This window comes from Paenibacillus sp. BK720 (assembly GCF_011761545.1).
GTDB lineage: Bacteria > Bacillota > Bacilli > Paenibacillales > Paenibacillaceae > Pristimantibacillus.
Genome location: NZ_JAASRQ010000002.1, coordinates 740,291 through 753,583 on the forward strand (window position 1 = coordinate 740,291; position 13,293 = coordinate 753,583).

The following is a 13,293-nucleotide window of genomic DNA, read 5'->3' on the forward strand; positions in this document are numbered from 1 at the left end:
TTAGGTGAATATCAGCCGGGAGACTACTGCATGTGAAGGAATCGCTAGGCATAACGGCGAAGAAGTCTGACAAGGAAGCTCTTTTCAAGATTACAGTAAAAGAAGAATAGCTATGCTTGGCTTGTTGGCGAGAGAACGCAAAACGGAGGAATGGTAATGGTGCAGATTCGAAGATTGACAGATGCTGAAATGAAAGAGGCTGTTCGATTGTCAGACGCAACATTCCGGGACGGGAATCAGACGTCCATGGGCCGAATATTTCCGTTCCTCTTCTCCGATGCGGCGTTGCACTTATCCTACGGCGCATTTGAGGAAGACGGAAAATTGGCATCGTTTATGGGCGTTGTCCTATGGACGATTCGAATCGGCGAGGCTGCGCTGCGCGTAGCCTCGCTTGGTTCGGTCTGTACGGAACCGTCCGCAAGAGGCAAAGGTTACGCTAGCCGGCTGCTCGAGCAAGTGCAGTCTTTCACGCGGGATGCAGGAGCTTCGTTGCTGCTTGTATCCGGTGACCGTTCGTTGTACACCAAGGCAGGCTGCTCGTTGTTCGGAAGAATAAGCAAATACCGCATGAATGCGTTGCAGGCAGAATCTTTGTTGGGTAATGCGGAAGCAATAGGCGAAATCCGCGAGATGCGCCCGGAGGATTTGTTCGGCGTTCAGGAGACTGCGGAAGCCCGGGAGGTACGCTATCAGTTGGGCATAAATGAATTCGGCGCGCTGCTCAAGGCGGAAGCCATCGCAAGCGTGATGCGGATGAGTCAACGGGTACTGGTGCAGGAGTCGCGCGGGAAGGTTGTCGGCTTTGCGGTAATTGGGTTATCGGATACGCAACCAAACGGGGCGGTTCTCGAATTTGCCGGCGATTCGGCTCAGGTTGTCAGATTATTCGCCAACGCGGTAGACCGATTTGGACTGCAGTCCTTGGAGATTCCGGTGCCATGGCATGAGAAAGACATTCATGCCCGGTTAGCAGCAATTCCTTCATCGGAGGAGGGGCAACCAGGTACCGTCAGTATTCTGAGCGGCGAGGCTTTATTGGACCAATTATCGCCTTGGCTGAAGAAGCAAGAACCCGCAAGCGGTCTCCGGCTTGAACGGAGGGATAACGGCAGCTGGCGAATGACCGACTCTGCAGGCCGGCCTTCCGTTGTTCTAAGCGATGCGGAGCTAGTCCAATTGCTGTTCGATCGTGCCGGAACGGATACTTTGCATCTGCCCGCTGAAGCCCAAGCCTACCAGGATTTATTCCCGGTTCCGGTTCCGTATACGTCAGGTTTGTGCTTTGTATAAGGCTGCTAAACCTCAGAATAGTTGAACAAAGCTGCCGATGCCGGCAGCTTTGTTTTTTTGTTTTTAAAAATTTACAAGTTTAATCTTATAAAATGGCTTAAGATTCTCCGGATTGAAACTCCGCTGCCAAGGGCTGTGATGGACGTTTCACCTTGTGTAAACCGTAAAAGATGCGTTTTATTCATAAAACAGGTATATTAATTATAAACGTTTAATAAATAAATCGAATTTTGCGGGGGAACTCTTTGGAAACGCTCAGAACCTTTTTTACTCATCCGATTATCAAAAGAATGGTGTTTGTCCTGCTGGTCGTTGCTCTGCTCTATAGTCTCCGCGATATGCTGAATTTGCTGCTGCTTCTGTTTATGGTCACGTTTGTGATGATGCGCCTGCAGAGCTTTATTACGAAGCAGGTTCGGCGGGTGATCCCGGTATCGCCCGTTGTAGTGACTTCGGTCCTGTACGTCGCGCTTATTTTCGGCCTTGTGTATGGTCTGGTCAATTACGTGCCGAAGCTCATTAACGAGATCGTGGATATCGTCAACAACGTGCAAAAGTTCTTAGGGTCTTCCCAAAACGATCAGATTGCTCAAGTGGTCGCCGATACGCTCGACAAGATCGAATACAAAACCTTTTTGAACAGCGCGCTCGCTTATGCCAAGAAGATTGGCGGGTGGCTCGAGATTATTTTGCTGGTTATCCTGCTTAGCTATTTCTTCCTCCTCGAGAGACGCAAGATCGTTCAATTTACCGAGAAATTCAGCCAAAGCTCGATTGGTTGGCTGTATCTCGAATTCCGGTATTTCGGCGGCAAGTTTATTGCTTCCTTCGGCAAGGTGCTTGAAGTACAGCTGATGATTGCCGTATTCAACACTGCGCTTACGATAGGCGGCTTATGGATTATGGGATTCCCGTACCTGTTCGCGCTCACCATCATGGTGTTTTTGCTTAGTCTGATTCCGGTTGCGGGCGTAGTCGTTTCCTTTGTTCCGATTGGCATTATCGGCTACCAGATTGGCGGAATAAAAACCGTCATTTGGGTGATCGTTCTGGTGCTGCTCATTCATGCTCTTGAAACGTATTTCTTAAACCCAAGGTTATATTCGCACAAAACAAACCTGCCGATGTTTTACACGTTCTTTATTCTCATTTTATCAGAGCATTATATGGGCATCTGGGGGCTGTTGATCGGTATTCCGATCTTTATGTTTATGCTGGACGTGCTGAAGGTGGAGCAGGCGGATTCATTGGAAGAGCAGACGGAACGGGCGAAGAGCGGTCGATAATCATCATCTCTTCATTCTTGCATGGAGGCAGTTGGTCATGATGACCGGCTGTCTTTTTTCTTCTAAGAGCGGGTTAACGTAACATTCCAAACGCTGGAAGCGTATATATTTAAGCCAATACTCGAAGAAATTTCTCTGGTGAGGAGCGTTGATGAATTGAGACCTAACAAACAGAATATATATTGGTTTTTGGCCGGAGTATGCAGCAGCGCCATTGTTTTTATCGTTATAGGACGGATTCACTTATCTCATATAGCCGCAGTTCTGCTGACTTCTGTAATCGTTACTTTAGGCGGCGGCAGCATTCGGAGGGCTTTTAGGGTAACGGAAGAAGGGAGCTTTCATCCGCTTTTTTTCAGCGCAGGGATGCTCTTATTGTTTATTGGTTTCAGCATTATAGGCGTTATCGTTTAATAGGGGGAAGGTGCGATTGGAAGAATGAGCGATATGGGAGCAATAAAAAATCTCGATGATTCACGGTCGCACAGAAATAATAGATTCTCCGGGAAATTAACGGTTGTTATTGCGGTCAGTATGTTTAGCTTAATCCTTCTTATCGGGATCATGCTTATCTTTCAATTCGGGACTCCTAATAAAAGGTTTCACCCGCCTGAGGTTGCGTTTCCTCTCGCCGAATACACGCTGTTTATGAGCAGTGTACCGGGTTTTCCAATTACAATCTCTAATAATGAAGCAACGCGGATTATAGTTCGCTCCTCTGAAGGGGATCTGTTATTTTGGAAATCTTCGGATGGTAAAGTAAATGCGCAAGGGAACAAAGTCCTAGTGAAGCCAGGTGAAACGATCTATTGGTCGCCTTTAACGGAAGAAAATAAAGTGCAATATAAAACTATAATCAAGTTTACGGCATACAACCGTAACAATAAGCTAGGGAGCACCAGTATTGAAATTTCCTCCGATGACAAGTATGTCTATAGGGGAAAGTTAATCTTGGAATGAGTTATTATGTCTCGTTGAATGGAGGAGAAGATGTTGATCGTTATTCACCATTCCAGAATCAAGAACATAACGTCATGCGGGTTAGCCTATTTTAATGATCAGCACGCGGAAGTTTTAATCGACTTTATGGAATGCAGAAAAAACGGGGTCCTTTATTTAAATCGTTCTGACTTATTTGAAGGAGAAGATCGAAGCATCCATTCATCAAGCTGCGTTGGTTTGAGGGATGCTTTCGATAATCCTATGTACATAGAATTGTTTACGGAGCCTAGGACGCGTTTCGTATATCCTTATAGGAGTAGCTTTCTGAAGATAATAGGCAACCTAAGAAGTAGAAGGGCTTATGCCCAATTTAGGAAAACGAACGATTCGCTTACCAAACATGGTTGGACTACATTAGATTTGGGGTAGTCATCCCTGCTAGAGTTGAGTCACAGCGAAAGCAAGTAATAACCATAATTGAAACAACCGGCCGTGCATTCGCACAGTCGTTTTTTCTTATGCCAGGATATAGTTGAAACAGTTATCGCATGGTGAACGTAAAACTATTATCAATATCCAAGTGAAAGAAGGAGCAGATCTTGTGATTGAAGACTGGAAACAAGTTGAAGAAGCATTAAAAAGCATCGAGGTTGTTGGATATGAAAATAATAAACCGGTTTCCGTTGTCGGTTTCTCGGAAGATTTGCGTTGCATCGGCATAGGAACGGATGCAGCGGTTTTTTATCACTCGGAGACCCCTAATTATGCATATAAAGTGTACACCGCCCAGTCATTGGAGAAGAAGGACGTGGAAGCAGGCATCTATGAACGTCTGCAAGGATCTCCCTATTTTCCCCGTTGTTATGGTACCGGATCGAACTATTTGGTATTAAGCTTTGAACAAGGAATTACTTTGTATGACTGTCTTCTGCAAGGGATCCATGTTCCGGAGCAAGTGATACGGGACGTTGAAAATGCCCGTGAGTTTATTCGCAGCCAAGGAATGAACCCAAGAGATATTCATCTTAAAAATGTACTCCTGCAGGACGGGAGAGGAAAAGTTCTTGATGTATCGGAGTATTGCAAGGACGGAAACGATAGCCGCTGGGAGCACTTGGTATGGTCATACAAACATTTTTACCCTATGATTAGCGGAGTGCAGATCCCTTTATGGATATTGGAAACGATAACGAATTGGTACAACCGGATTGATACGGCAAGCTTTGGAATAGAAGACTTCTCTAAACGGGTTAGTCAACTTTTCTTGGGTAAGCGTAAATAAACATGGAGGAAGCCGGAACGGATAACCGGTTAACCGATTACTCGTTGGGCTCAGCCGTCATCTATGCGGCTTTCGCCTATTCCGTAGCCGATGAAGCGTATTCGGCCTTGCGAGAGTTAGCTGTAGAATGCAAGGCAGGATTTTTAGATGTCAGTAGTGACGAAGGCGAAATTATTTTCCCGGATTAATAGGCTTAGTTTTGGATAAAGGCAGATGGTCTTAGGTAGACCATCTGCCTTTAATTTTTCTTTACTTAATTGTTTTGTTTACAAGGTTAATATGGTTTAACCCTGTTCCGCTCGTGCCGTCAAAGATGAATTCAAGTTGGTATTTGCCACGAACATAGGTGATTTTCTTTTGCACGGTTTTGCCCGACTTAATCAGGACGGACTCATCGGGGGTACCCCAGTGTTGAGTAAGCATCTTGACGGTAATTCCCCCCAAGTTGGTCTCTCGCTCAACATTTGTTCCGAAGTAGCGCATTTCCTTGATTTTACCTAGCTTATAGCTGATCGCATATCCGGGATGCCCCATTTCGGCATGGTAAACATCGAAGCCGTCGGAATCCTTCGCGGGAGATTCAGCTTCTCCGATCGCTTTGATAACCGACGCATGCGTAGTTGAACCAATCGTGAAGCCGTGGAAGTTAGGGAACTGGCCGTTAAGGGCAGGCTTATAGAAGCTCATTAACGTTTGGAAAGCTTTCGCGTGCGCATCGACGGGAGCGGCACTTTGAGCGGCAGCTGCTTGGGATGGGACGGTTCCTACGGCAGTCAAAGCTAAAGTTCCGGCAGCCACGGTAGCCACCGCAATTTTTTTCATGGATTTATAAAATTTCATTATTTTCTACCTCCTCGGGATGTCGGGGTATGTTCCCCGTTCAAGTTGCATTAGCTTTGACGCATGTACATCTCTAATTGTTGCAAATAAAGTTTGTTGTAAATAATTACCTCGTATTAGAGGAGGGCATTCCAGTTTATGGTACAATTCAAATAATATCGCTGTGATTTAATCTTACGGGTAAATTCAAAGGCAGAAGAAGGATTCAACTTATCGTATATAGGAGGCGGAAACGAGGTGATTTCTTGAAGGAACAGATCGAAGAGCTTCAACAAATCTACAATGCAATAAGGAATAATCCATTTCCTTACGACGATTTTAGAGATCTTCAAATGGATTTTGAAGAAGAGTTTAATCGGTATGCGCCTGATGAAATTATTAATGCTGACTTCAGTACGTATAGGATGTATGTACTTGGACTTTCTCAAGGTGGAGTTTTCATTAAACTTCATGACCCACTGGAGCGCTTCAAGATGAAGGAGTGGCTACAAAAGTCCTTCTATGACTGGTTTCCGAAATATCGCTTTATAGAACAATACGACTTATCCGCATACGAAGAGCTGCACAAAGAATGGTCTGTGGTAGAGATACTGCGACACAAATTACTTAAAATAGTTAAAGATTTTGAGAAGCAGTTAAAGTAAATGCTAAAGCTTATTAATTTGGCATTGAAAGAATAGAAGGTTCCAAGAGAGGATGAAGGATAATAGCCGGGGCGAAAAGATTTATGAAGTTGTTTGCCAAAAATCTCAAGGAAGCCAAGGGGCCTGGTGAATATAGCGCGAATGGCATTACGGTTCTTTGCGTGCATTGCCACTATAATAAATTCGAAAAGAGTTACGCGCAATTAAACACTGCTTTTATGAGTTTCCTTAATCTTGATTTTGCTAACCGTTCTGCAAATCTATTGATCTGTGACCGCTGCGGTTATATTCACTGGTTTAATAAAGAAATCAAAAGAGTGTATAGTTAAGGCAGAAATATCAAAGAGGCTCCTTATTTGGAAGAAATAACTAGTCCAATCTACTAAATTTTGCTATGATGCCAATAGGAAAATTTTCGCCTGACAAGGAGTCCTCATAAATGAGAAATGTTATTTCAACATGGTTGATGGGTATCGGAATTTTGCTGCTTGTCATTGGATTTATTACAGGCCTCCTATTTGGAATAAACGATGATGGCTTTCACTTGATCACGGCCTTGTACTGGTGGCTGTCGGGGGTTACGGCAGGCTTTATCTTTATAGGCTTATCGGAGATGGTTAATCTGCTGCAGAAGCTGGTGAACAGATTTAATGCTGATCAACCGGTTCAATCCGGCATTTTGTCGATGTTCCAGTCAACCTCATCCAGCAGCGTAGAGAAGAAGATTGCTGAAGCAGCCGATGCCAAGATTAAGGATCTGACGATTTTGATAGACGATGTGCGGTTCAAAGGTTTTTTTGTCTTTACGGACGACGCAGTCAGAGTCATGAAAAAATCATTGTTCCAGGCGGAGTCGGAAGCCGTGCTCATTAAGGAAATCGGCAAGGATAGTCTTTCGTTGGATTTCGAGAGGGATGACGATTATGTCATCTTTCCATTCACGGAAGGCGGCAGCATGCATAAATTAGCGTTTAAAACCTATAACCTTTATGACTATGAACGAATAATCAATTTGCTCAAGCAAAGAGAAAGCCGATAAGCTATCGGCTTTTTTTGTTCGATTTTTTTTCATTGCTGGATCGATTTGCGGTAACGCAGCGGGGAAATGCCCTCCCTGCGCTTGAAGCAGGCCGTGAAATAAGGGGCGTACCGGAAGCCGACCTCTTCGGCAATTCGTTCAATCGACCACTCGGAGGAAACGAGCAGCTTCTTCGCCCGATCCAGCCGGAATTCCAGCAAGTAGCCGCTAGGCGTCATGCCGTATCTCTTCTTCATGCAGCGAACGATGTAATTGGGATGGAAGTGCAGCTCGTCTGCAAGCAGCTCGTTCGTAATGTCTTTCCGAAAATTTTGCTGCAGAAAATAGGCGGCTTTTTCCGCGAGACGGGTTGCCGGCGTGCTGGTATTGTTCAAGCTTTCGCTTTCGAGCAGCGCGAGAAGACGAGCCAGCAAGCTTTGCTCCTCCCAGAAGGAATCCCCGACAGTCAGCTCGAGGAGCTGACGCATCAGCTTAAAGGCACTCTCGGGATCATTCAGGGAGATCTGCTTTGGAATCCGGATGAGGTGAGGATTCAAGAAGGATTTTGCCGAAGCTCCTTCTTTGGCATGCGATCTCCAGATCAGATGCTCGAAATGAACCCAGTAAAAAACGGTATGCTGCTCGCAAGGCTTCACCGAATAGTGTTCGCCGTCAGGCAGCAATAGCAGGGTATCCCCTTTGCCTAGCGACCATTCCCGGCCGTTCTCCCCAATAAACAGCTCTCCTTCAGCCACAATGATCAAGTCGAATATGCCAAAGCTTCTCCGATTGGGATGCCGGTCGCCAACCTGAAACTCGGAGCGTCCAGACTCCCAATAATAAGGGAGGGGCGGGGTTTGCAGTTCCACGAAGTTGTCTTTGCTCAAGGAAATTTCACATCCCGGACTGTGTCATTTTGTATAAGAAAAAGTTCATTCCGTTCCTGTTGAATAGGATGAATAAAGCATATACTCGAACTTACGAGGAGTCAATTTTTATCGTTTTACGAAAGCTAGGCATTCATGTGAAGGAGGATTTCGATGAAGGACACGTTGATCAGCATCAGGGATGATTTTTGGAATGAATATACAGAGCTAGTGCGCGAAACCGTTATCACTTATCAATGGGAGGCTCTGAACGACCGGATTCAAGACGCGGAGCCCAGCTATTCGATCCGTAATTTCCGGATTGCCGCCGGCCTGGAGAAGGGCGAGTTCGGCGGATGGATTTTTCAGGACAGCGATCTGTACAAGTGGCTGGAGGCAGTTGCTTATTCGCTTCAACGTCAGCCCGATCCGGAGCTGGAAAAAATAGCGGATGAAGCTATCGATCTGATTGGACAAGCCCAACGGGAGAACGGCTATTTAAACACTTATTTCACGATCCAGGAGCCGGGAAAAGAGTGGTCCAACCTGTACGAAGCGCATGAGCTGTATTGCGCTGGTCATTTGTTCGAAGCGGCTGTTGCTTATTACGGGGCAACGGGCAAGCGCAAGCTGCTCGATATTTCCCGTCGATTTGCCGACCTTATCGCAAGCTTGTTTGGTACGAAGCCGGGGCAAAAACGTGCCTATTGCGGACATCCGGAGGTGGAGCTTGCATTAGTCAAGCTGTATCAGGCAACCGGGGATGAGAGCTATCTGAATCTAAGCTTGTACTTTATCGATGAACGCGGCAGCAAGCCGAGTTATTTTCTCGAGGAATGGGAGCGCCGCGGTCGGACAACGATTTGGGCACAAGGGGAGCCTAATCTGGAGGTTTACCAGAGCCATCTTCCGGTTCGAGAGCAGCCGGTTGCCGTAGGGCATGCCGTCCGCGCGGTATATCTGTATAGCGCAATGGCGGATCTCGCACGTTTAACCGGAGACGTCAAGCTTCGAGAAGCATGCGAACGGCTGTGGGCGAATACGACGGGCAAGCAAATGTACATTACCGGGGGAATTGGAGCCACGCATCTCGGGGAAGCTTTTACGTTCGACCACGATCTTCCCAACGATACCGTATACGCGGAGACCTGCGCGTCAATCGGCCTGATCTTCTGGGCACGGCGCATGCTTCGGCTGGAAGCCAAAAGCGAATATGCCGACGTGATGGAGCGGGCTTTGTACAATAACGTTCTAGGAAGCATGGCGAAGGACGGCAAGCATTTCTTCTACGTGAATCCGCTTGAGGTATGGCCGGAAGCGAGCGCCAAGAGCCCGGATAAATTCCATGTGAAGCCGGTTAGGCAGAAATGGTTCGGATGCTCCTGCTGCCCGCCTAACGTAGCCCGTCTGCTTGGTTCGCTGGACGAATACATTTACGATGTGTCGGAGGATGGCTCGAGCGTCCATGTCCATTTGTTTATCGGAAGCGAGGCCGCATTCGAGACGAGTGACCGGAAGATCGTTCTAAGCCAAAAGTCGGAGCTTCCGTGGAACGGCCTTGTAGAATTTAAGGTATCCGTGAAGGAAAACAAAAACGATGCTCCGTTTATCCTTGCGCTCCGGATTCCGAACTGGTTCCATGCGAAAGAGCCCATGTTGAAAATAAACGGAGAGCAAGTCCGTTACCACGTGGAGAAGGGGTATGCTACCGTATACCGCGTATGGCAAGACGGCGATCAGGCAGAATGGCTGCTGCCAATCGAAACGCAGCTGATTGCCGCGAATCCGTTGATTCGCGCGGACGCGGGAAAAGCCGCCATTCAGCGCGGTCCGCTCGTCTATTGCGTGGAAGAAGCGGACAATGGAAAGCCGTTGGCCTCCCTGTCGCTTGCGGAAGAACCGGAGCTGACAGCAAGCATTGCTTCGGAGCTGCTTGGCGGCTGCGTCGTTGTGGAAGGGAACGGAGTTGTGTTGGATAGCTCCGGCTGGACGGAAGGACAGCCTTATCAGCCGTTAATCAGGAAGAGAGAGACCGTGCGTTTCAAAGCGATTCCTTACTATCTGTGGGGCAATCGGGAGCCCGGCGAAATGAACGTGTGGCTCCGTTATTAAAAAAGTTTTCCGGCATCTTGCATAATGTGGTTGCAGCTGGAGAAATTAATTTCAGCACCATAAATTACAATACAAACCAACACATTAGGAGGGCTTTTCAATGGCTAGAAGCAACAGCAACACTTTAGTGGTACCACAAGCAGCGCAAGCTTTGGATCAAATCAAATTCGAAGTGGCTTCAGAGCTCGGTATTTCCTTATCGCGTGATGGTTACAACGGTGATATTACAACTTATAATGCCGGAAAAATTGGCGGATCGATTACTCGCCGTTTGGTTGAAATCGCTGAGCAAAGCCTCGGCGGCGCATCCAATAACTTCCGTCGTTAGAAATAGCACGCAGACAAGGCTGCCTACTCGCGTAAGCAGCCTTTTTGCCGTTTTTATTTATTCGCCTCCAGAGCCCGTTTGCCGGTTACCTGACGTACGGATGCAAAGCATATAAACGTCACCAGCAAAGCCGAAACGATAAAGAAGACGGATCCCAAAATGGAGTTTGAGACCGCATGCGCAAATTCCGTTACCGAAGGATGCTCCGCGCGGCTCGAGGTATTAAACACCGTAATAAGAACCGCAAGACCCAAGGAAGCACCGCTCTGATGGGCGACATTGACCAAGCCTGAAGCCGCACCGCTATCCTGCGGCTGCACGCCGGCCAGACCCATCGCCGTAAGCGGCTGGAAGACCATTCCTGCGCCTATGCCCATGATCGCGAGCAGAATAAATACGTTCGGGAAGAACGAAGTCTGTTCAGAGACGATCCGGCTTAACAGAAGAGTACCGATAATCGCGATGATCAAGCCGGCAGACAGCACTTTGGTATTGCCAAACCGCCGAACCAGTCCGGGGATCAGGTACATCATTCCGAACTGCGCAACGGTGAACGGCAGGAACGCAAGACCCGCCTCGAAAGAGCTGAACCCGAGGGCATTTTGCAAATATTGCGGTATGAAGAAAAAGAGGGAAAAGTTCCCGCCTACCATTAGAAATCTGCCCAGATAAGCCCCCGAGCGCTGGCGGTTCGCAAACAATCGCAGCGGGATAATCGGCTCCGCCGCCCGGGATTCAATAAGAATGAATACCGCCAAAAGGACGATTCCGGCCGCAAGCGGAATCCATGTGGCGGGATTGCCCCAGCCATAATCCGCTGCCTGCACCAAGCCGTAAACCAAGGACGTCATGCCGATCACGGAGGTTAGCGCACCGCCAAGATCAAAGCGGCCGGCTCTGATGGTTGTCGGCTGAATAAATTTTTGAACCAGGTACAGCAAAGCGATTCCGATGGGTACATTAATAAACATACCGAAGCGCCAGGAGACAAAATCGGTGAAAAATCCGCCAAGAATAAGGCCGATGCTGCCGCCTGCAGCCGAGACGGCGCTATACATGGAAATCGCCCGGGAGCGTTCCTTCGCCTCGACAAAGGTTGCAGACAGCAGGGCAAGCGCAGCAGGCGTGGCGAGTGCGGCGGCGAAGCCTTGAAGGGCCCGAGAGATAAGCAGGAATTCAGCCGTTGGCGCTATGCCCGCAAGGAATGAGGTTAAGGAGAAGAGCCCGATTCCTATGCCAAGCATTCGTCTGCGCCCGAGCAGATCTCCCGCCCGGGCGCCAAGCAGCAGGAAGCCTCCGAAGGCGAGAATATAGCTGTTATGAACCCAAGTCAAGCTGGTTGTCGACATGTGAAGAGCCCTGCCGATTTGGGGAATAGCCGTTACCATAACGGACGCGTCAAGCACGACAATAAGCTGGCACGCGATAATAATCGTGAGAATAATCCATTTGGACTGATGCATGTGCACGTTCCTTTCTTTGCTCCGGAATAGTGTTTCTGAAAGCTATTATGAATGGAATCGGCGGCGCGAAGTAGATCGTTCCTGCTTAAAAGTTGCCTAAACCTGCAATTCAGCTAATCTTTTGCTTTCCACTCGTCAAGAATGCTTATATAATCAGGAACAAGGCGGGAGGGAAAACGGATATGCCGGAGCAAACAAAGGATTCCCGGACAACGGGAGGGAAAAGCATTTCGATTTACAAGAAAACGCTGGATCAGCTTATAGCGATGACGGAACGGATGACGCTGGAGGAAGGGCGGAACACAACGATCGTGCCTTTCCTGTCCATCGTCAAACGCAGTCACGATACGGTTCGATGTCCAGGCGTGTTGACTCCATCTTTTTGTCTGATTCTCCAAGGGGAGAAGAAGCTGTATCTGGGTCAGGATATCTTTCATTACAGAGAGGGAGATTACGTTGCATCGCTGCTCGACATCCCTGCATTTGGGCAGGTGGTGGAAGCAACGGCAGAACATCCTTATATCGGACTGCGGGTCGATTTCACGACGCAAGAAATTGCTTCCGTCGTCATGGAGGCCGAGATTGCCGCGGAGCCCAAAGAAAAGGACTTGTCTTCCGCCGCTTTTATCGGGAAATCCGATGCCGATCTGCTGGATATTTTCTACCGGCTGCTGAAGTTAATCGACAAACCGAAGGAAGCCCGGTTTCTGTCCGAGCTGCTGAAGAAGGAAATGATATTCAACCTGCTGACAGGGGATTTTGGGCATTTGTTTATGCAAAAGGTGTTGTTTGACCAACGGGCGGACGGAATAGCCAAGGCCATTCAATGGATCCAGGAGAACTACACCCACTCCTTTACAGTCGAGGAGCTTGCGAAATCGTGCAATATGAGCACTTCCGGACTTCATCATAAATTCAAAGCCATCACGACGATGGGGCCTTTGCAGTATCAGAAGCAGCTGCGCCTGCAGGAAGCGAGGAGATTAATGCTGAGCGGTCCGGTAGGAGCTACGACAGCGGCCCTTTCTGTTGGCTATGAAAGCCCGTCGCAGTTCAACCGGGAATACCGTAGACTATTCGGCCAGCCGCCTCTTCAGGATATCAAGACGCTGCGCAAAGCGTCGGGCGGCGCGGAATTCGAGGATCCTATATAAGAAGATGATGCCAGAGCGATTATAGAGCTTTGAAGAGCGGGCGACCAAGCCTCAAGGAAGCGCTC

The 13,293-nt window shown here is 48.0% G+C and carries 14 protein-coding genes; 11 read left to right on the forward strand and 3 right to left on the reverse strand.

The genetic code is table 11. From position 1 onward, the window contains the following. The first annotated feature begins 156 nt into the window (after positions 1-156). The 5 genes from FHT67_RS10175 (at position 157) to FHT67_RS10195 (ending at position 4,991) form a co-directional block, all read left to right on the forward strand. The gene (locus FHT67_RS10175; RefSeq protein ID WP_167197821.1) at positions 157-1,293 is read left to right on the forward strand and encodes a GNAT family N-acetyltransferase; all 1,137 of its coding nucleotides are present in this window, start codon (positions 157-159) and stop codon (positions 1,291-1,293) included. Positions 1,294-1,538: 245 nt separating this feature from the next. After that, positions 1,539-2,579 (forward strand): AI-2E family transporter, encoded by a 1,041-nt coding sequence (locus FHT67_RS10180; RefSeq protein ID WP_167197822.1) that lies wholly within the window; start codon positions 1,539-1,541, stop codon positions 2,577-2,579. 438 nt (positions 2,580-3,017) lie between these two features. Beyond that, positions 3,018-3,539, forward strand: coding sequence for a hypothetical protein (locus tag FHT67_RS10185; protein WP_167197824.1), 522 nt, complete (start codon positions 3,018-3,020; stop codon positions 3,537-3,539). 583 nt (positions 3,540-4,122) lie between these two features. After that, a complete protein-coding gene (locus tag FHT67_RS10190; RefSeq protein WP_167198403.1) occupies positions 4,123-4,803 on the forward strand; it encodes a serine/threonine protein kinase in 681 nt (226 codons plus the stop codon). Between the two features lie 2 nt (positions 4,804-4,805). Next, positions 4,806-4,991, forward strand: a complete 186-nt coding sequence (locus tag FHT67_RS10195; RefSeq protein WP_208403212.1) for a hypothetical protein — start codon at positions 4,806-4,808, stop codon at positions 4,989-4,991. Between the two features lie 61 nt (positions 4,992-5,052). On the opposite strand, the gene FHT67_RS10200 is transcribed toward FHT67_RS10195, so the two are convergent. Next, positions 5,053-5,643 (reverse strand): YjgB family protein, encoded by a 591-nt coding sequence (locus tag FHT67_RS10200; protein WP_132305945.1) that lies wholly within the window; start codon positions 5,641-5,643, stop codon positions 5,053-5,055. A gap of 245 nt (positions 5,644-5,888) precedes the next feature. Between FHT67_RS10200 and FHT67_RS10205 the strand changes: the two genes are divergently transcribed. From FHT67_RS10205 to FHT67_RS10215, 3 genes are all read left to right on the forward strand, one after another. Beyond that, positions 5,889-6,287 carry a YxiJ family protein gene (locus FHT67_RS10205; protein ID WP_167197826.1) on the forward strand — a complete coding sequence of 133 codons (399 nt, stop codon included), beginning with the start codon at positions 5,889-5,891 and terminating at the stop codon, positions 6,285-6,287. Positions 6,288-6,370: 83 nt separating this feature from the next. Then, the gene (locus FHT67_RS10210; RefSeq protein ID WP_167197828.1) at positions 6,371-6,616 is read left to right on the forward strand and encodes a hypothetical protein; all 246 of its coding nucleotides are present in this window, start codon (positions 6,371-6,373) and stop codon (positions 6,614-6,616) included. Between the two features lie 110 nt (positions 6,617-6,726). Then, positions 6,727-7,326 carry a hypothetical protein gene (locus tag FHT67_RS10215; RefSeq protein WP_167197830.1) on the forward strand — a complete coding sequence of 200 codons (600 nt, stop codon included), beginning with the start codon at positions 6,727-6,729 and terminating at the stop codon, positions 7,324-7,326. A 29-nt stretch (positions 7,327-7,355) separates the two neighbouring features. Here the strand turns inward: FHT67_RS10215 and FHT67_RS10220 are convergent, their stop codons facing one another. Continuing rightward, the gene (locus tag FHT67_RS10220) at positions 7,356-8,192 is read right to left on the reverse strand and encodes an AraC family transcriptional regulator (protein WP_167197832.1); all 837 of its coding nucleotides are present in this window, start codon (positions 8,190-8,192) and stop codon (positions 7,356-7,358) included. A gap of 153 nt (positions 8,193-8,345) precedes the next feature. Here FHT67_RS10220 and FHT67_RS10225 point away from each other — a divergent pair, with 153 nt between their 5' ends. Next, positions 8,346-10,283 carry a glycoside hydrolase family 127 protein gene (locus tag FHT67_RS10225; protein ID WP_167197834.1) on the forward strand — a complete coding sequence of 646 codons (1,938 nt, stop codon included), beginning with the start codon at positions 8,346-8,348 and terminating at the stop codon, positions 10,281-10,283. A gap of 100 nt (positions 10,284-10,383) precedes the next feature. Next, entirely contained in the window at positions 10,384-10,611 is a 228-nt protein-coding gene (locus FHT67_RS10230; protein ID WP_132305935.1) for an alpha/beta-type small acid-soluble spore protein, read from the forward strand. A gap of 53 nt (positions 10,612-10,664) precedes the next feature. Here the strand turns inward: FHT67_RS10230 and FHT67_RS10235 are convergent, their stop codons facing one another. Further along, on the reverse strand, positions 10,665-12,074 hold the full coding sequence (locus FHT67_RS10235; protein WP_167197836.1) for an MFS transporter: 1,410 nt from the start codon (positions 12,072-12,074) through the stop codon (positions 10,665-10,667). A gap of 182 nt (positions 12,075-12,256) precedes the next feature. Between FHT67_RS10235 and FHT67_RS10240 the strand changes: the two genes are divergently transcribed. Next, positions 12,257-13,228 carry an AraC family transcriptional regulator gene (locus FHT67_RS10240; protein WP_132305931.1) on the forward strand — a complete coding sequence of 324 codons (972 nt, stop codon included), beginning with the start codon at positions 12,257-12,259 and terminating at the stop codon, positions 13,226-13,228. Positions 13,229-13,293 lie beyond the last annotated feature (65 nt).